This is a genomic window from Sulfitobacter sp. 1A13353 (genome assembly GCF_043557255.1).
Taxonomy (GTDB): Bacteria; Pseudomonadota; Alphaproteobacteria; order Rhodobacterales; family Rhodobacteraceae; genus Sulfitobacter; species Sulfitobacter faviae.
In genome coordinates, this window is sequence record NZ_JBIFFS010000002.1 from 413,050 (window position 1) to 432,115 (window position 19,066).

At 62.2% G+C, this 19,066-nt stretch carries 17 protein-coding genes; 12 read left to right on the plus strand and 5 right to left on the minus strand.

Annotated elements, in window-relative coordinates; all coding sequences use genetic code 11:
- The 12 genes from ACGYLO_RS05745 to ACGYLO_RS05800 all read left to right on the plus strand — a co-directional run bounded on the left by ACGYLO_RS05745 (position 1) and on the right by ACGYLO_RS05800 (position 12,950).
- A complete protein-coding gene (locus ACGYLO_RS05745; RefSeq protein ID WP_271688034.1) occupies positions 1–675 on the plus strand; it encodes an OmpA family protein in 675 nt (224 codons plus the stop codon).
- Positions 676–964: 289 nt separating this feature from the next.
- On the plus strand, positions 965–2,209 hold the full coding sequence (locus ACGYLO_RS05750) for an AAA family ATPase (protein ID WP_276154285.1): 1,245 nt from the start codon (positions 965–967) through the stop codon (positions 2,207–2,209).
- Between the two features lie 24 nt (positions 2,210–2,233).
- The gene (locus tag ACGYLO_RS05755) at positions 2,234–3,703 is read left to right on the plus strand and encodes a CpaF family protein (protein WP_271688036.1); all 1,470 of its coding nucleotides are present in this window, start codon (positions 2,234–2,236) and stop codon (positions 3,701–3,703) included.
- Positions 3,704–3,714: 11 nt separating this feature from the next.
- Positions 3,715–4,677 carry a type II secretion system F family protein gene (locus ACGYLO_RS05760; RefSeq protein WP_276154284.1) on the plus strand — a complete coding sequence of 321 codons (963 nt, stop codon included), beginning with the start codon at positions 3,715–3,717 and terminating at the stop codon, positions 4,675–4,677.
- 10 nt (positions 4,678–4,687) lie between these two features.
- Positions 4,688–5,665: a type II secretion system F family protein gene (locus ACGYLO_RS05765; protein ID WP_271688038.1), complete on the plus strand. Its 978-nt coding sequence runs from the start codon at positions 4,688–4,690 to the stop codon at positions 5,663–5,665.
- The gene (locus ACGYLO_RS05770) at positions 5,665–6,264 is read left to right on the plus strand and encodes a tetratricopeptide repeat protein (RefSeq protein WP_271688039.1); all 600 of its coding nucleotides are present in this window, start codon (positions 5,665–5,667) and stop codon (positions 6,262–6,264) included. Before ACGYLO_RS05765 ends, ACGYLO_RS05770 begins: the two co-directional genes overlap by 1 nt.
- Before the next feature lie 27 nt (positions 6,265–6,291).
- Positions 6,292–7,143 carry a lipopolysaccharide assembly protein LapB gene (locus ACGYLO_RS05775; RefSeq protein ID WP_271688041.1) on the plus strand — a complete coding sequence of 284 codons (852 nt, stop codon included), beginning with the start codon at positions 6,292–6,294 and terminating at the stop codon, positions 7,141–7,143.
- 3 nt (positions 7,144–7,146) lie between these two features.
- The gene (locus tag ACGYLO_RS05780; protein WP_271688043.1) at positions 7,147–7,641 is read left to right on the plus strand and encodes a prepilin peptidase; all 495 of its coding nucleotides are present in this window, start codon (positions 7,147–7,149) and stop codon (positions 7,639–7,641) included.
- Positions 7,642–7,763: 122 nt separating this feature from the next.
- On the plus strand, positions 7,764–9,071 hold the full coding sequence (locus ACGYLO_RS05785; protein WP_271688044.1) for an ATPase: 1,308 nt from the start codon (positions 7,764–7,766) through the stop codon (positions 9,069–9,071).
- Positions 9,072–9,116: 45 nt separating this feature from the next.
- A complete protein-coding gene (locus tag ACGYLO_RS05790) occupies positions 9,117–11,570 on the plus strand; it encodes a ligase-associated DNA damage response DEXH box helicase (protein ID WP_271688045.1) in 2,454 nt (817 codons plus the stop codon).
- Between the two features lie 286 nt (positions 11,571–11,856).
- Positions 11,857–12,528 carry a ligase-associated DNA damage response endonuclease PdeM gene (pdeM, locus tag ACGYLO_RS05795; protein ID WP_271688046.1) on the plus strand — a complete coding sequence of 224 codons (672 nt, stop codon included), beginning with the start codon at positions 11,857–11,859 and terminating at the stop codon, positions 12,526–12,528.
- Positions 12,528–12,950 (plus strand): PaaI family thioesterase, encoded by a 423-nt coding sequence (locus ACGYLO_RS05800; RefSeq protein ID WP_271688047.1) that lies wholly within the window; start codon positions 12,528–12,530, stop codon positions 12,948–12,950. Before pdeM ends, ACGYLO_RS05800 begins: the two co-directional genes overlap by 1 nt.
- Here the strand turns inward: ACGYLO_RS05800 and folD are convergent.
- From folD to ftsH, 5 genes are all read right to left on the minus strand, one after another.
- Positions 12,947–13,837 (minus strand): bifunctional methylenetetrahydrofolate dehydrogenase/methenyltetrahydrofolate cyclohydrolase FolD, encoded by an 891-nt coding sequence (folD, locus tag ACGYLO_RS05805; RefSeq protein WP_271688048.1) that lies wholly within the window; start codon positions 13,835–13,837, stop codon positions 12,947–12,949. The genes ACGYLO_RS05800 and folD overlap by 4 nt on opposite strands.
- 74 nt (positions 13,838–13,911) lie before the next feature.
- A complete protein-coding gene (locus tag ACGYLO_RS05810) occupies positions 13,912–15,588 on the minus strand; it encodes a formate--tetrahydrofolate ligase (RefSeq protein ID WP_271688049.1) in 1,677 nt (558 codons plus the stop codon).
- Positions 15,589–15,699: 111 nt separating this feature from the next.
- Positions 15,700–16,284, minus strand: a complete 585-nt coding sequence (locus ACGYLO_RS05815; RefSeq protein ID WP_271688050.1) for an MOSC domain-containing protein — start codon at positions 16,282–16,284, stop codon at positions 15,700–15,702.
- Between the two features lie 40 nt (positions 16,285–16,324).
- On the minus strand, positions 16,325–16,978 hold the full coding sequence (locus ACGYLO_RS05820; RefSeq protein WP_271688051.1) for a hypothetical protein: 654 nt from the start codon (positions 16,976–16,978) through the stop codon (positions 16,325–16,327).
- 145 nt (positions 16,979–17,123) lie between these two features.
- Entirely contained in the window at positions 17,124–19,040 is a 1,917-nt protein-coding gene (gene ftsH / locus ACGYLO_RS05825; RefSeq protein ID WP_067262909.1) for an ATP-dependent zinc metalloprotease FtsH, read from the minus strand.
- Positions 19,041–19,066: the final 26 nt, after the last annotated feature.

Below are 19,066 nucleotides of genomic sequence, written 5' to 3' on the forward strand. Positions count from 1 at the left end.
ATGACACGCAGACATATCACGTTGATCGCGGGCACCGCGGCCCTTGCCGGGCTCGCCGCCTGCGCGCCCAACAACGATCCGGTCTATACGCAGTTCTACCGCGAGGCGGGGTCGGTCGTGGACACGGGCCAATTCGGCAATGCCACATTGCACAACCGCCAAGTCATGACCGGCGAGAAGCGTGTGACCTTTGATCTGGCGAACCGTTTCTCTAATGAGGTCCGCTCGACCGTGACCTTCGCCTTCAACTCGGCCCGTCTGGACGCGAATGCGAAAGCCATCCTGCGCCAGCAAGCCAGCTGGATTCGCCAATTCCCCGAGATTCGCTTCCGGGTCTATGGCCACACTGATCTGGTCGGCTCGCAGGCCTATAACCGCGCCTTGGGGCTGCGCCGGGCGCAGGCCGTGGTGCGCTATCTCTCGACCTTGGGAATCAGCCCCAGCCGTTTGGAAGCCGTTGTTTCCTTTGGCGAAACGCAGCCGCTGATCGTGACCCAGGGCCGCGAGCGTCGCAACCGGCGCACGGTGACCGAGGTCAGCGGCTTCGTCCAGGGCCACCCGATGCTGCTGGACGGCAAATATGCGCAGATCATCTACCGCGAATATGTAGCCAGCGCCGTGCCCCCCTCTCAGCTAAGCTCCGGTGCCACCGAGGCAGGTGGCGGCGAGGAGTAAGGGTAAGCCCTTCTTTCGCATGGATAATATCCCCCCGCGCCTTCGGGCCGCGGGGGTTTTTGTCTCTGAAAAGCCATGTCCAATCGGGCGCGAATGGACGTATCGTTTCAAGATACCCAACAATAGAGGCTTTTTGGCCCCAATCTCGCCCCAGTTGGGGGTGATATTCGACGCAGAAGGATAAATGTGCCCGGCTCAAGAGCCGCGCATAAGGCAGAGGTCAGAGCGTTCGCGGCGACAGAATATCGCCGCCCTCCGGCCAAACCGTTGATGTAAAGGACAAAAGGTCATGAGCAGCACTATGCCACAACCCGAAGCAGCGCCGATCGTTGCCTGCACAATCAGCCGTGATGTACAGAACTTCGACCTCTTGATCGAAGATATGGAAGCCACTTTGGGCGAAAGCTGGGGCGATCTGGGATTCGCCGAAGCGCTGGCCTTTTTCAGCCAACCCGAAGCCGAGGCGATGGAATTCGTCGCCCTCGCCATGGATGAGACCGACGAGGACAACCTCGTTTTGATGAGTGAAATCATCACGCAGGCCAAGGCGCGCGACATCCGGGTGATCCTGATCGCCGAAGACATGACCCCCGCCGCATTGCATTCGCTGCTGCGGAAGGGGGCGGATGAGTTCGTCCCCTATCCACTGCCCGAAGGCGAATTGGCCCAGGCCATTGCCCGCGTCCGCGCCGGAGAGAACGCCCCCCCTGCCCCCGCAGCCGACAGCAGTGCGCCGCAGTTGAAGGCCGGTGCGCAAAAGGATGGCGCACTGATCGTCGTGCATGGTTTGGCTGGCGGCACTGGGGCCACGACCCTTGCCGTGAACCTCGCTTGGGAACTGGCAAATGCCGACAAGAAAAACCCGCCCTCGGTCTGCCTGCTGGATTTCGACCTGCAATATGGCTCTGTCGCGACCTTCCTTGATCTGCAACGCCGCGAGGCGGTCTATGAGATGATGTCCGACACGGAATCCATGGACGAAGAGATTTTTGGTCAAGCGCTGCAAACCTTTGAGGACAAGCTGCATGTGCTGACCGCCCCGGCAGAGATGCTGCCGCTCGATATCGTGACCAACGAAGATATCGACCGCATCCTCAACATGGCGCGCAACCAGTTCGACTATGTCATCGTCGACATGCCCTCGACGCTGGTTCAATGGTCCGAGACCGTGCTGACCAGCGCGCATGTCTACTTTGCCATGCTGGAGCTCGACATGCGCTCGGCCCAGAACGCGCTGCGCTTCAAACGGGCGCTGCAGTCTGAGGAACTGCCCTTTGAAAAGCTGCGCTATGTGATGAACCGCGCGCCGAAATTCACCGATCTCAGCGCCAAGAGCCGGGTCAAGCGCATGGCCGAATCGCTGAGCATTTCGATCGACGTGCAGATGCCCGATGGCGGCAAGGCGGTGACCCAAGCCAATGACCACGGGCTGCCGCTGGCCAATTCCGCGCCGAAAAGCCCGCTGCGCCGCGAAATCGCCAAACTGGCAAGCTCCATCCACGATCTCAAGGGCGAGCAGGCCAAAGCCGCCTGAGCCCCCTAGCGAAAGAGCGTACCGATGTTCTCGAAATACAAGAAACCAGCCTCTGCCACCCCGAAAGCCGCCGCCCCCGCGCCGGCGCGCGAGGCCAAGCCAGCCAAAGCCGCCCAGCCCGCCCCCGCGGCACCTGCGCCCGCGCCGGCGGCCAAACCGGTTTCAATGCGCCGCGCGGTCAAACCCGCCGCCGCGTCCCCCGAGGACCGTGAGGTCAAGCGCAAGCAGCGGATGAGTGAGATCAAGCTCGAACTGCACCGCGCGCTCTTGGACAACCTCAACCTCGCCGCGCTGGAACATGCCTCGGAAGCTGATTTGCGGCAGGAAATCAACGATATCGCCGTCGAGATCCTTTCGGAAAAGAGCATCGTGCTCAACCGCGAAGACCGCATGACGCTGAACTCCGAGCTTTATGACGAGGTCACCGGTCTGGGCCCCCTAGAGACGCTGCTGAAAGACGACAGCGTCAACGATATTCTGGTGAACGGCCCGCAACAGATTTTCGTCGAACGCGACGGCAAGCTGCAATTGACCGACATCACATTCAAAGACGAAAAACACCTGCTGCGGATCATCGACAAGATCGTCTCGGCGGTGGGGCGTCGGGTGGATGAAAGCAACCCTTACGTTGACGCGCGTCTCAAGGATGGCTCGCGTTTCAACGCCATGGTGCCCCCGGTGGCCGTCGATGGCTCGCTCGTGTCTATTCGTAAGTTCAAGAAAGACAAGCTGGGCATCGACGATCTGGTGAACTTCGGCGCCTTCTCGGAAGAGATGGCCGCCTATTTGCAGGCCGCCGTGGCCACGCGTCTTAACATCATCGTGTCGGGCGGTACGGGCTCGGGTAAGACCACCACGCTCAACGCGCTTTCGTCTTTCATCGACAATGCCGAACGCATTCTGACCATCGAAGACACCGCCGAATTGCAACTGCAACAGACCCATGTGGGCCGGATGGAAAGCCGCCCGCCCAACGTCGAAGGCAAGGGCGAGGTCTCCCCCCGCGACTGTCTGAAAAACGCCCTTCGGATGCGCCCCGACCGCATCATCGTCGGCGAGACGCGCGGCGAAGAGGTCATCGACATGTTGCAGGCGATGAACACCGGCCACGACGGTTCCATGACCACGATTCACGCCAACTCGGCCCGCGATGGCATCAGCCGTCTGGAAAACATGATCGCCATGGCCGGGATCGAAATGCCGCTCAAGGCGATGCGCAGCCAGATCTCCTCGGCTGTGAACCTGATCGTGCAGGCCAGCCGCTTGCAAGACGGCTCGCGCCGGATGACCTCGATCACCGAGATCACGGGCATGGAGGGCGAGGTCATCTCGATGCAAGAGATCTTCCGCTTCCAGCGCGTCGGCCTGACGCCCGAGAACAAGATCATCGGCCATTTCACCGCCACCGGCGTGCGCAGCCACTTCTCTGAGCGGTTCCGCATGTGGGGCTATGACCTGCCCGCCTCCATCTACGAACCCGTGGCGGCCCAGTAAGGATTGATGCAATGAGTGCCGAACCAATCATCTATGGCCTGATCTTCATCGGCGTTCTGGTGCTGGTCGAGGGGCTGTACCTTGTCGCATTCGGCAAATCCATCAGCCTCAACAGCCGCGTGAACCGCCGCCTTGAGATGCTGGAGAAAGGCGCCCGCCGCGAAGAGGTGCTCGATAAGCTGCGCAAGGAAATGCAGCAGCATATGAACGCCAAGTCGATCCCGCTCTACTCCCTGCTGTCAGAACGTGCGCAGAAGGCCGCGATTGCCTTCACGCCGCAGCAGTTGTTGATGATCATGGCCGGGTTGGCCGCTTTGGCATTTCTGGGGCTGACCATCGGCACCGATACATCCGTGTCGGTGCGCGCGCTGATGTCCATCGCCATGGGCGTGGGTGCGGTATTCTTCTGGGTGTCGCATAAGGCCGGCAAACGCATGGCGATGATCGAAGAACAGCTTCCCGATGCGGTGGAGCTGATGGTGCGCAGCCTGCGGGTGGGGCACCCTTTCTCCAACGCGATTTCCATTGTGTCGAAAGAAATTCAAGACCCGCTTGCCTCGGAATTTGGCGTGATCGCCGATGAGGCCGCCTATGGCCGCGATCTGGGCGAGGCGCTGAAAGATATGGCCGAACGGCTCGACATGCAGGATTTGCGCTTTCTCGCCGTCGCCGTGACCATTCAGCAGCAATCGGGCGGCAACTTGGCCGAGATCCTCGCCGGTCTGGCCAAGGTGATCCGCGCCCGCTTCCGCCTGTTCCGCCGGGTCAAAGCGATCACGGCCGAGGCGAAATGGTCGGGCAAGTTCCTGTCGGCCTTCCCGCTGGCCGCGCTGGTGGTGATCAACCTCGGCGATCCGCATTACTATGACGAGGTGCGCGATCACCCCTATTTCATTCCCGCCTGTTTCCTTGTGGGGATCTTCCTTGTGCTGAACCTTTTCGTGATGCGCATCCTTACCAATATCAAAGTCTGAGAGGCCGGTGATGGAATTTTTCAATCAGCTTAACGATCAGATCAACCAAGCCTTGGGGCCGATGGGGCTGATCATCATCATCGGCACTTTGGGCGTCGCCTTGGTGGCGATCACGCTGGTCTTGATGCTGCGCCAGCCCGAAGACCCGCTGACCAAGCTTAAGCGCACCAGCTCTGCCCCCACGGGCGACAGTTCGCGCGAAAAGCTGCGCCAATCGGATCAAAACGCCCAGTTGCAGAAATTCGCCAAGTTTCTTGAGCCTGAAGACGTGGCCGAACTCAGCGCCAAACAGTTGATGCTGCGCCAAGCGGGCTATCGTTCGCGCGATGCGGTGCGGCTTTATTACTTTGCCCAATTTGCACTCGGGATGCTCGGGCTGGTCGGCGGTCTGGTCTATACCAATGTCTTGGGCGGCGGCGAAGGGCTGACAACGCAGCAGACCATGATGTGGGCCATCGGCCCCGGCGCCATTGGTTACTACCTGCCGAAATACTGGGTCCGCCGCCGGGTCGATTCCCGCAAAGAAGAGATTACCCGGGGCTTCCCCGACGCGCTGGATATGATGCTGGTCTGCGTCGAAGCCGGGCAATCGCTGGACCAATGCATCGTCCGCGTCGCCCGCGAGCTGCGCGCCTCCTACCGCGCCCTTTCCGAAGAGTTCGAGATGGTCGCCTATGAGATGAAGGCCGGTAAGGACAAGGTATCGGTGCTCAACGATATGGGCGAACGCTGCGGCGTGCAGGATGTCTCCTCTTTCGTGACCGTGCTGATCCAATCGGCTGCCTTTGGTACCTCCATCGCCGACGCCCTGCGCGTCTATGCCGCCGAGATGCGCGACAAACGCGTGATGCGCGCCGAGGAGGCGGCAAACAAGTTGCCAACCAAGATGACCCTTGCCACTATGGGCCTTACCGTGCCGCCGCTGTTGATCATTCTGATCGGCCCCTCGGCACATGGCATCTCGCAACTGGGTCAGATGGGGAATTAATGAAAAAGGAAATTCGGCGCAGCCTTCTCCGCGCCGTTTTCATCGGGCCGATATTGGGCCTTGCTCTGGCCGCCTGTTCGACAGGCGGCTTTTCCGCGTTGCGCGGGGATCAGACACCCGAAAACCTCTATGCCCCCGGCGTGAACCAACGGGCCGAGGCTGTCGATGGGATCGAAGTGGGCCATAGGCTGATCGCGGCAGGGCAGTATGAACTGGCCATCAAATCCTTTAACCGCGCCGCGTTGGACCATGGGCTCACGGGTGAAATCCTCTCGGCCCTTGGCAGTGCCAACCTCGGGCTTGGGCGTTTGGGACAAGCCGAAACCCTGCTACGCGGCGCCGTTGAGAAAGACGCCGCCGAGCCGGAAGTCTGGAACAACCTTGGCGTCGTGCTGATGGAGAGCGGCCAGACCGCCGAGGCCGAGCAGATTTTCCGCAAAGCCTATGCGCTCGACAATGGCGAAAGTGACGCAATCCGGGACAATCTGCGCTTGGCGCTCGCAAAAACGGAAAAATCTGTTATAACAGAAGTCAATGAGCATAATTACAAATTGGTGCGGCGCGGCAGCGGGGATTACCTGATCCGTCCGACACCATGACCCGGCAGAGCAGTAAGAGGACGCAAAATGCGCCATCCAATCATTCTGGCCGTCTGCATGGCAGGCGTCACCGCCCTTGCGGGCTGCGGTGAAAAAGACGCGAACGCCACCGTTGAACGGGCCTTCAAGGACGTCAACGTGGTGGATGAGACCAACCTCTCCGACGTGATGCTGACAGTGGCCGACCCGAATGAGGCGGTGAGCTATTTCGCGCGTTCGGTCAAGGAAAGCCCCGACCGCATCGACCACCAGCGCGGGCTCGCTACGTCACTGGTCCGCGCCAAACGCACGACCGAGGCCGTGAGCGAATGGGACAAGGTCGTCAAAATGGAGGGCGCCACCCCCGAAGACCGCGTGCAACTGGCCGATGCGCTGATCCGTTCGGGCAATTGGGCGCGGGCCGAGACGGTGCTCAACGGCATCCCCCCCACCCATGAGACTTTTGCCCGCTACCGGCTTGAGGCCATGGTCGCCGACAGCAAAGAACAGTGGGACCGCGCCGACAGCTTTTACGAAATCGCCGTCGGCCTGACCACGACCCCCGCCGCCGTGATGAACAACTGGGGCTACTCCAAACTGACCCGCGGCGACTATGCCGAGGCCGAGCGACTGTTCGGCGAAGCGATCCGTCAGGACAACACGCTTTTCACCGCCAAGAACAACCTCGTCATGGCCCGCGCCGCACAGCGCGACTACACCCTGCCCGTGATGCCGATGGAGCAATCCGAACGCGCCCAGCTGTTGCACACAATGGCGCTGTCGGCGATCAAACGTGGCGACGTTGAAACTGGCAAGGGACTGCTGCGCGAAGCAATCGACACGCATCCCCAGCATTTCGAAGCCGCCGTCCGCTCTCTGCGCGCATTGGAAAACGGCTGATCCATGGCGATCTCTGCCACGGCGGCCCTGTGGTTTCTGCCCTTCGTCCTGCCGATCTGCTTCTATGTCGCCTTCACCGACATGAAGCAGATGCGCATTACCAATCAGGCGGTCTTGGTGCTGACTGCGATCTTTGTGCTGCTGGGGCTGTTTCTGCTGCCCTTTGACACCTATCTCTGGCGCCTGCTGAGCCTTGTCGTGGTTTTGGTGGTCGGCATCGCCCTGAACGCCGCCGGGGTCATGGGGGCCGGTGACGCGAAATTCGCCGCCGCCGCCGCGCCCTATATCGCATGGGGCGATCTGCGATTGCTGATGGTGCTTTTCATGGCCACCCTTCTCGCCGCCGCCGCCACGCATCGCGGGGTGAAATACACCCCCCTGCGCCGCCTCGCCCCCGATTGGCAGAGCTGGCAGGAAACCAAGAAATTCCCCATGGGCCTCGCCCTTGGCACCACGCTGGGGCTCTATCTGATCTTGGGGGCGCTCTTCGGGGTCTGACCGCCCCGCTGCAAACTCTTTTTCAGCGCGCAAATGCGTCCACATTCACGCCATATTCAAGATTTACCCTTCAGTCTGACCGACAAGCCGCACCGCCGCATGACTTTCCAAGGAAGCCATTGATGAACGCCCCGACCAGCACCGTGCTTGCCCCGCCGCCCCCCAAGCGGTTGGAGGATATGAAACTGCCCATCGTGATGATGCGCGATATCCTTCTGAAAACGATTTTTCGCAAGAACGTCGAGATGGTCAGCGATCTGGCCCAAGCGCTCTGCCTGCCGATCCCGGTCACGCAGGAGATGGTCGACCAAGCCCGCAGCCAGCGCCTGATCGAAGCCACCGGCACGCTCAGCGCCACCAGCGGCAATGAAATGGGCTATCAGTTGACCGACGCGGGCAAGGCGCGCGCATTGGATGCGCTGGCGCAGTCGGAATATTTCGGCGCCATGCCCGTCCCGCTTGAGGTTTACCGCGAGCAGGTCAAACGCCAATCCGTGCGCAATCTGCAAATCACCCGTGACCAGTTGACCGGCGCCATGGGCCATTTGGTGCTGCCCGACAGCCTGCTGGATCACCTCGGCCCCGCCGTCTCTGCCGGGCGGTCGATCCTGATGTACGGCCCGCCGGGAAACGGTAAATCCAGCATTTCCAATGGCATACGCGACGCGCTTGGCGATCGGGTCTATGTCCCCCGTGCCATCGAATACGCAGGCCAAGTCATCACCGTCTATGATCCGATCGTTCATTCCGCCGCCGAGGCCGAGGTGCAAGACCCAACCTCCCTGCGCCGGATCACGCGCTATGACGCCCGCTATGTCTGCTGCGAACGCCCCACCGTCATCACCGGCGGCGAGCTGTCGCTCGACATGCTCGATCTGGTCTACAACCCCACGGCGCGGACCTATCAGGCGCCGCTGCAGCTCAAGGCGACCGGCGGCATCTTCATCGTCGACGACCTAGGCCGCCAGAAAGAGCCGCCGCAAAGCATCATCAACCGTTGGATTGTCCCGCTGGAGGAAAGCAAAGACATCCTCGCCCTGCAATCGGGCGAGAAATTCGAGGTGCCCTTCGACACGCTGGTGATCTTCTCGACCAACTTCCACCCGAACGAGATTTTCGACCAAGCCGCCCTGCGGCGTATCTTTTTCAAGATCAAGGTCGATGGGCCGGACCAAGAGAACTTCCTCAAGATCTTTGCCATGGTCGCCCGCAAACGCGGCATGCCGCTGGATGAGGCGACGCTGGTCCATCTGCTCAAGGTAAAATACCCGACCATCAACAATGTCTATGCGAATTATCAGCCAAACTTCCTGATCGACCAGATGATCGCGATCTGCGATTTCGAAGGCATCCCCTATCAGATGAACCCCGATCTGGTGGACCGGGCATGGGCCAATATGTTCGTTCGCGACGAGGTGATCGTTAAATAGCCTCCGCCGCTGGCACCGCGCCCTGCCGATACTACATTGGGTGTCATGCGCGCCCTACCCCCCAAATTCGCCGATTGGTTCGCCCAGAACGGCTGGTCTTTGCACCCGCACCAGCAAGAGATGCTGGACCGTGCCGAGGCCCCCGCCCTGCTGCTCATCGCCCCCACAGGGGGCGGCAAAACGCTGGCCGGTTTCCTACCCACCCTCGTCGATCTGTCCGAGCATGATCACGAGGGGATGCACACGCTCTACATCTCGCCGCTGAAGGCGCTCGCGGCAGACATCAAGCGCAACCTCACCCGCCCGGTCGAGGAGATGCGCCTGCCGATCCGCATTGAGGACCGCACCGGCGACACCTCGCACGCGCGCCGCCGTCGCCAACGCGCCGACCCGCCGCATATCCTGCTGACCACGCCCGAAAGCCTCGCCCTGCTGACCTCCTATGAGGACGCCGGGCGCACCTTTCGGGGCCTCAAACGCGTGGTGATTGACGAGATTCACGCGCTGGCCGAAAGCAAACGCGGCGACCAGCTGATGTTGGCGCTGACCCGGCTGCAAGCGCTGTGCCCGGGTCTGAAACGCGTGGGCCTCTCGGCCACTGTCGAAGACCCCGCCGCCATCGCCCACCTGATGGCTTGCCACCCCGACCCCTGCGAAGTGCTCATGGCCGATCCTGGCCCCGCCCCCGACATCCAGATGCTGCGCACCGAAGAAGCCCCCCCCTGGGCCGGCGGCGGCGCCGCCTATTCGATCCCCGCGGTCCTCGAACAGGTGCGCCAACACAAGACGACGCTCATCTTCCACAACACCCGCGCGCAGGCCGAGATCTTCTTCCACAAACTCTGGCTCGCCAACGAGGACGCCCTGCCCATCGCCATCCACCACGGCAGCCTCGACCGCGCGCAGCGCGAAAAGGTCGAGGCGGCGATGGTACGAGGCGATTTGCGCGCCATCGTCTGCACCGGCACGCTGGATCTGGGGATCGACTGGGGCGACGTGGACCTCATCATCCAGATCGGCGCGCCGAAGAACGTGAAACGTCTGGTCCAGCGCATCGGCCGTGCCAACCACCGCTACAATGCGCCCTCCAAGGCGCTTCTGGTCCCCGCCAACCGCTTCGAAGTGGTGGAATGCGTCGCAGCGCTGGAGGCCGTGCTCGAAGGCGCGCTCGACGGCGACCCGCGGGGCGACGGCCCGCGCGACGTGCTTTGCCAGCACATCCTCATCGCTGCATGCGCCGGGCCTTTCGACGCCGAGGACCTCTTTGCACAAATCCGCACCGCCGGGGCCTATGCCAACCTGTCGCGCGCCGCCTTCGACGCCTGCCTCGACTTCTGCGCCACGGGGGGCTACGCGCTGCGCGCCTACGACCGTTGGCAACGGCTGCTGCAACGCCCCGACGGGCAATGGCAACTGCGTGACCCCCGCGCCGCGCAACGCATCCGCATGAACATTGGCACCATTCAGGACACCGACAAGCTCAAGGTCCGCATGAAACGCAACCGCGGCGGCAAGCCCCTGGGCGAGATCGAAGAAGGCTTTGCCGCCACGCTGACCAAAGGCGATACCTTCCTGATCGGCGGGCAAATCGTGCGCTACGAAGGGCTGCGCGAAACCGTGGTCGAGGTCAGCCGAAATGCCGCCAAAAAGCCGAAAGTGGCGACCTTCGGCGGTACGAAATTCGCCACCTCCACCCAACTCTCGGCCCGCGTGCAACAAATGTTCACACAAGACAGCTGGCCCGAACTGCCGCCCCACACCGCCGAATGGCTCAGCCTGCAACGCGAGGTCAGCCAACTGCCGCAGCCCGGCACGCTGCTGGTGGAAAGCTTCCCCCATGACTTTGCCGAACAGACGGTGTTCTACGGCTTTGCCGGACGCAACGGCCAACAAACGCTCGGCCTTCTGCTCACCAAACGCATGGAAGACCTTGGCCTACGCCCCTTAGGCTTCGTCGCGACGGACTATGCCACGCTAATCTGGGGACTCTCCCCTGTCGACGACCCCGCGCCGCTGCTTGATCCGACAGTGCTGCACGAAGGGCTCGACAGTTGGCTCGCGGGCAATGCCGTGATGAAACGCACTTTTCGCGCCGCCGCCACTATCGCCGGGCTGATCGAGCGCAACAGCCCGCAGGCGCGCAAATCCGGACGGCAAACGACCTTTTCCAGCGATATCCTCTACGACACGCTGCAGCGCTATGAACCGGACCACCTGATGCTCGACATCACCCGCGAAGAAGCCCTCAGCGGTTTGGTGGATTTCGGCAGAATCGAAGAAATGCTCGGGCGGATCGCCGGGCGGATCACCCATCGCAAGCTCTCCCGCGTGAGCCCCCTGGCCGCGCCGCTGTTTCTCGAAATGGGCCGCGTTCCGGTCGAAGGCGCCGGGCAGGATCGTCTGTTGGCAGAAGAGGCGGAACGCTTGATGGAAGCCTCCGGCCTCGCGCAACTCACCCCGCCGCCATCGGATCAGCCGCCATGGCGGGATGGTCGTTGAACTTGAGCGTTTCGCGGGCAGAGAGGTTCTGCAAGGTATTTGAAAAAGGATGAAGATAATTAAGGGTTCTTTAATTAAGGTGGCGCATCTTCCTCTCGCGGTACAGGCTGAGGAGCCGATGACCGCAAAGGATGAAGGCGCGTCTCCGGTCCGGTGACCACCCGATCGCGGGGCGCGCTTTCTGCAATTCATCCTTTCTTAAATACCTCTGCGCTGACCATTCCATCTGCGCAACCTTCGCGTTTGGCCCCTTGCCAAATCAGAGCTGATCTCAGATGAACAAAGGATGAACGGACTTGAGTTTTCATTCGCCGGGGCGGGGCTGACTGCGCTTGGTTCTGGCGCGCTTTGGTGGCGCGAAAGGGATTTGCTTTGTGTGAGCGACCTTCACTTGGGCAAGTCGGAAAGGATCGCGCGGCGCGGCGGGTCGGCGCTGCCGCCTTATGAGACGCGCGATACGTTGAACCGTTTGGCGGCGGACCTGTCTTTCACGCAAGCGCGTCATGTGATCTGCCTTGGCGATAGTTTTGATGACCTCGGCGCGGCGCAGGCGTTGCCAGAGGAAGAGCGGCTTTGGATTCTCGGCCTGCAGGCCGGGCGGCGGTGGGATTGGATCGAAGGCAATCATGATCCGGGCCCGGTTGGGTTGGGCGGTACGCATTTGGGTGAGTTGGCGCTCGGCCCGCTGACCTTTCGGCATATTGCGGCGGAGGGGACCTCCGGCGAGGTGTCGGGGCATTATCATCCCAAGGCATCGATCCGCGCGCGGGGCCGCAGCATCTCGCGTCCGGCGTTTTTGTTTGACAGCAAGCGGCTAATCCTGCCTGCATATGGCACCTATACCGGCGGGCTGCGCAGCCAGTCGCGGGTGCTTTGTGATTTGATGGGGCCAGAGGCCTGTGCGGTACTCACGGGGCCGCACCCTGTGGCGATCCCCATGCCCGGAAAGAAGCGATGATGGATGATCAGATTGAACGACGGGTGCGGGAGGGTTTTGCCAAGCAGACCATGATGCAGACCCTGGGGGCCGAGATCATCGATGTGCAGTCGGGTCTGGTCAAGGTTGCGGCGCCGGTCCTGCCGGGCGCGATGCAGCAGCAGGGTTTTGGCCATGCGGGGCTGACCTTTTCCATCGGCGATTCCGCGGCGGGCTATGCGGCCTTGAGCATGTTGCCGCCGGAGGTCGATGTCGTGACCTCGGAGATCAAGATCAACCTTCTGGCTCCCGCTCGGGGAGACCGGCTGATTGCCACGGGCCGGGTGGTGAAACCGGGCCGGCGGCTTTGTGTGGTCACGGCGGAGGTGCATGCGGAAACGCATGGCGCCGCCAAGCTCATCGCCATCCTGCAGGGCACCATCGTGCCGGTGCCAGGCGCTTAGGCGGTCAGCCCTTCGGGTTCTGCCAACCCATTGGCGCGGCAGCAGGCGGTGACCGTATTGGCCAGCAGGCAGGCGATGGTCATCGGCCCGACCCCGCCGGGCACCGGGGTGATGGCCCCGGCGCGCTGGCTGGCGCTGTCGAAGTCCACGTCGCCGACCAGTTTGGTTTTCTCGCCGGTCTCGATCCGGTTGATGCCCACGTCGATCACCGTCGCGCCCTCTTTGATCCAATCGCCGGGCACCATCTCGGGGCGGCCAACGGCGGCGACCACGATATCGGCGCGGCGCACCACCTCGGGCAGATCGCGGGTGCGGCTATGCGCGATGGTCACCGTGCAGCTATCGCCCAAGAGCAGCTGCGCCATCGGTTTGCCGACGATGTTGGACCGGCCAATGACCACCGCGTTCATACCCGTCAGATCGCCGTGATGGTCGCGCAGCATCATCAGGCAGCCCAGCGGGGTGCAGGGCACCATGCTTTTCTGCCCTGCGCCCAGTAGGCCGACGTTGGAGATGTGAAAACCGTCCACGTCCTTGGCGGGCGAGACGGCATTGACCACGCGGGTTTCGTCCAGATGATCCGGCAGCGGCAGTTGCACGAGGATGCCGTGGATCTCGGGGTCGTTGTTCAACGCGTCGATCAGCTTGAGCAGGTCGTCCTGATCGACGGTCGCGGGCAGCTTGTGTTCGACCGACTTCATGCCGACCTCGCGAGTCATTTTGCCCTTGGAGCGGACATAGACTTGGCTTGCCGGGTCTTCGCCCACCAGCACCACGGCGAGGCCGGGGGTGACGCCGTGATCCGTCTTCAGCCGGTCGACATGGCCCGCGACCTTCTCACGCACCGTTGCTGCAAAGGCTTTGCCATCGATGATTGTCGCTGCCATATCCGTCTCACTTTCGCTCGCTGCAGGTTGAACATGCTTTACATCACCGCGACGGCGGGTCATTGCAACCCGCCTTAGAACAATCCCTCCACATCGCCATCGGCGTTGAGCTTGATTGCCTCCGCTGAAGGCACCCGCGGCAGGCCCGGCATGGTCATGATCTCACCGCAGATGACGACAACGAAACCCGCCCCTGCCGAAAGGCGCACCTCGCGGATGGGGACGCTGAAACCAGTGGGCGCGCCGCGCAGGTCGGGATCGGTCGAAAAGCTATATTGGGTCTTGGCCATACAGACCGGCAGATCGCCATAGCCCTGCGCCTCCCAATCCTTCAACTGGTTGCGCACCTTTTGGTCGGCCAGCACTTCGTCGGCACGGTAGACACGTTTGGCGATGGTCTCGATCTTTTCGAACAGCGGCATCTCGTCGGCATAGAGCGGGGCGAAATTCGCGTGATCGCCATCGGCGATCTCTGCCACGCGGGTGGCCAGATCGGCGGAGCCTTCCGAGCCCAACTCCCAGTGGCGCGAGAGGATCGCCTCAGCCCCTTGGGCCGCGACATAGTCCTTCACAGCCGCCACTTCGGCATCGGTATCAGTGACGAAATGGTTGATCGCCACGACCACGGGCACGCCAAAGGATTTCACGTTTTCGATGTGGCGGCCAAGGTTGGCGCAGCCCTGTTGCACAGCCTCGACATTCTCGGTCCCTAGGTCGGCTTTCGCCAACCCGCCGTTCATCTTCATCGCGCGCACCGTGGCGACGACGACCACCACAGAAGGCGCCAGCCCCGCCTTGCGGCATTTGATGTTCATGAATTTCTCGGCCCCGAGATCGGCGCCAAAGCCTGCCTCTGTCACCACATAATCTGCCAGTTTCAACGCCGTTGTCGTGGCGATGACCGAGTTGCAGCCATGGGCGATATTGGCGAAGGGCCCGCCGTGGACGAAGGCGGGGTTGTTCTCAAGCGTCTGCACGAGGTTCGGCTGCATCGCGTCTTTCAAAAGCACAGTCATGGCCCCATCCGCCTTGATGTCGCGGGCATAGACCGGGCTGCGGTCGCGGCGGTAGGCGACGATCATCGCGCCAAGGCGCTCTTGCAGATCGGTGAGGCTCTTGGCCAGACAAAGGATCGCCATCACCTCGGAGGCTACGGTGATGTCAAAGCCCGTCTCGCGCGGGAACCCGTTGGGCACGCCGCCCAGGGAGGCGGTGATTTGGCGCAGGGCGCGGTCGTTCATGTCGACCACCCGGCGCCATGTGACGCGGCGGGTATCGATCTCCAGCTCATTGCCCCAGTAGATGTGGTTGTCGATCATCGCCGCCAGCAGGTTGTGGGCGCTTGTGATGGCATGGAAATCGCCGGTGAAATGCAGGTTCATCTCTTCCATCGGCACAACTTGGGCATAGCCGCCGCCCGCGGCCCCGCCCTTCATCCCGAAGTTCGGCCCCAGCGAGGCTTCGCGGATGCAGACCGCCGCCTTTTTGCCGATCCGGTTCAGCCCGTCGCCGAGCCCGACGGTGGTGGTGGTCTTGCCTTCCCCCGCCGGGGTTGGGTTGATCGCGGTGACGAGGATCAGCTTGCCGTTCGCGCGCTCCTGCACGGAATCGATGAAGGTTTGGCTCACCTTCGCCTTGTCATGGCCATAGGGCAGCAGGTCGTCGTTTGAGATCCCCAGCTTCGCGCCGATTTCTTGAATAGGGCGTTTCGCCGCTTCGCGGGCGATTTGAATGTCGGTTTTGAAAGCCATGAGAATCCCCTGTTGCCGTTGTTGGCGATCTTTATTCTTTAGCCATAGCGCGACAAGCCCCCGACGGGGGGCCGTGTTTCCGACACTCAAAGTTCGCGAAACGGCGCGCGCTTAGCCCAGATGCGGCCAGACCGGCTGGTTCGGCACGAAAAGCCGTAGTTCGTCCCCGATGCTCAACGGCCCCTCCCGCTCGACCCATGCGGTCACGCCGCGTTTGCCTTGGGCGGCGGCTTTAAAGGTTTTGCCATGGCCGGGGGCCTCCACCTCAATCTCGCGGGCAGGCAGGTTGCAGGGGCCGTTTTCGATGTCCACGACCAAGGTGGTGCCATGCGCGTTTTGCAGCCGCGACCCCGGCGGGACAAGGGTGAAATCCGGGATCTCTTCAAGGTTGATCGAAGCGCCCAGCAGGGTCGGGTCGAGCTTGGGAAGGTCGATGGCGGCGGCGATCTCGGCCATCTCTTCGGCGGAGAGGATGGAGAGTTGACGCGTGTTGCGTATCTCCGTCCCCTTGGCATGCAGGTTGCGCACGCGCACGCAGGCGGGGCGGGTCAGCCCTGCGTGAAAATCACCTTTGATGCCCGCATAGGTCGCAAAGGCCTGCTCCACCGCGACCGAGCGGATGTTTTCGCGGTCCTGAGGGACCATGCCCAGCCAAGTGATCCGGGCGGTATGGTCTGTCTTGCGCAGTTCGGGCATGGGGCGTCCTTTGGGCTGGTTTGGCAACGCCATCCTATGCCTATTGCCGGATCAGATGCACCTTGAAACCGCCCCCGCTCAATGAGGCTTTGGCAAGGGTGCCCGCCCTGTAGACAAGCGCCATCCCAAAGGATTTGAGATAAAAGGGAGAGACATAGCCCGGCCCCATGACGACCCGGTAGGAAATATCGCAGAACACCGAAGCCCCCTCCTCTCGGCTGCTCTGCGTCGCGATCTGCACCACGCGGCGGCCATCGTAGAGCGACAGCGGCGCGGGGCAGCTTTTGCCGGTGGCAAGGGCGGCGAAAAGCTCGGGCGGGAAGAGGACACCGGCAGGCACCGCTCCGGCCTCCGACATTTTCGTCATTTCCGAAGCCGGGGTGATCGCCACCGAGGTGACCTGCCCCGCGGCCCGGTCAATCGCGATATCGCGCGTCTCGCTCCCCCGGTTGGACCCGAGATAGCTGACCGCGGTGCCACGCGACTGGGTGGCCGCCTTGAAGCTGCCGTTCTTGATGCCGAAAGGCGCGTTGTCGAGCGACAAGAGGAAGGCCGCGTTCCGGCTTTGCCCGTTGAACTGCAAGGTCCCCAGCTGCCGCCCGCCTAAAGCGACAGCATAGGTCTGCGGCTCGGCCCAGACCGGTCCGGCGGTGAAGGCGAGTAGAAGGGCGAGGGCAGAAAGGATGCGTCGCATAAGACCCGGCTTGTTCCAGAATTCCGTCCCTGTCTAACGCGATGGCGACCGTGAAGCGATAGTGGAATTCCCGCCCCGACCGGAGGGAGTGCCGAAAACGAAAAGACCCCGCCGAAGCGGGGTCTTTCAAATGTCGCAGGTCGGATCAGACCGAAGGTTCAGGTTCCATCCCGCCATCCTTCGGCGGGGTCTTCTTGCCCTTCGCCTTGGGGATCGCAGTAACGCTCGGCGCGCTGCCGGTGTCGGAGTTGTCGTCGTCGGAATCCTCTGCCGGCGGCAGGCCGTCCATGACGCGTTTGATCTCGTCGCCGGTCAGGGTCTCATACTCCAGGAGACCTTGGGCCAGACGCTCGAACTCCACCTCTTTCTCGGTGATGATCTTCATCGCGCGATCGTAGCCGTCTTGGATGAACTGCTGCACCTCTTTCTCGACCAACTCCTTGGTATTGGCTGAGACGGAGAAGCCCGCAGTGTTGCCCTGATAGCCCTGTGCGGCTTCAGAATAGTCGATATTGCCGACCTTATCCGACATGCCCCATTGCAGCACCATCGCACGCGCCAGCGCAGACGCTTGCTGGATGTCGCCCGCCGGACCGTTGGAGACCGAGTCCGGCCCGTATTTGTGGATCTCCGCCGCCTTGCCCGCCATCGCCATGGCCAGACGCTGATGGCATTCGTCCTTGAACATGTTCAGCCGGTCGATCTCAGGCAGGCTCATCACCATGCCGAGCGCGCCGCCGCGCGGGATGATCGTGGCCTTGTAGACCGGGTCGCATTTGGGCAGCGTCATGCCCACCAGCGCGTGACCGGCCTCGTGATAGGCGGTCATTTCCTTCTGCTCGGCGGTCATCACCATCGACCGGCGCTCGGGGCCCATCATCACCTTGTCTTTGGCCTGCTCGAAATCGACCATAGTGACGAAACGGCGACCGACGCGGGCGGCCATCAGCGCGGCCTCGTTCACGAGGTTCGCCAAATCCGCACCCGAGAAACCCGGCGTGCCGCGCGCGATGATGCGCAGGTCAACGTCCGGCCCCAGCGGGGTCTTGCGGGCGTGCACCGAAAGGATCTTCTCGCGGCCCTTGATGTCGGGGTTGGGCACGGTGACCTGACGGTCGAAACGGCCCGGGCGCAGCAGCGCGGGGTCGAGCACGTCGCGGCGGTTGGTCGCGGCGAGGATGATGACACCTTCGTTGCTTTCGAAACCGTCCATCTCGACCAGAAGCTGGTTCAGGGTCTGCTCACGTTCGTCGTTGCCGCCGCCGTAGCCTGCGCCGCGGTGGCGACCCACGGCGTCGATCTCGTCGATGAAGACGATGCAGGGGGCGTTCTTCTTGGCCTGTTCGAACATGTCACGCACGCGGCTGGCACCGACACCCACGAACATCTCGACGAAGTCGGAGCCCGAAATGGTGAAGAAGGGCACGCCCGCCTCGCCCGCAATCGCACGGGCCAGCAGCGTCTTACCGGTGCCCGGAGGGCCCACCAGCAGCGCGCCTTTCGGGATCTTGCCGCCGAGGCGCGAGAACTTCTGCGGGTTGCGAAGGAATTCGACGATCTCTTCAAGCTCTTCCTTGGCCTCGTCGATGCCCGCGACATCGTCAAAGGTCACCCGGCCATGCTTTTCGGTCAGCATCTTGGCCTTGGATTTGCCAAAGCCCATGGCCCCGCCTTTGCCGCCGCCCTGCATGCGGTTCATGAAGTAAATCCACACGCCGATCAGCAGCGCGATAGGCAAAAGCGACATCAGGAAGGTCTGGAAACCGGACTGTTGCTGGGGGCGCGCTTTGACGGGGATGTCGTTGTCGATCAAAAGCTGGGTCAGCTCGGCATCGCCGGGTTTAATCGTCAGATAGTCGGCACCATCCGCTTGGCGGAATCGCACCTGCTCACCATCCAATGTCACATTTCGGACATCCCCATCCTGTACGGAGGTGACGAATTCGGAATAGCTGACTTCGTTGTTTTGCAGCGACCCGCTGGACCCGCTGAACAGGTTGAACAGCGCCAGCACAAGCAACATCAGGACAACCCAGAAGGCGAGGTTACGAACATTTCCCAAGGGAATTCTCCTAAATTCACATGGCC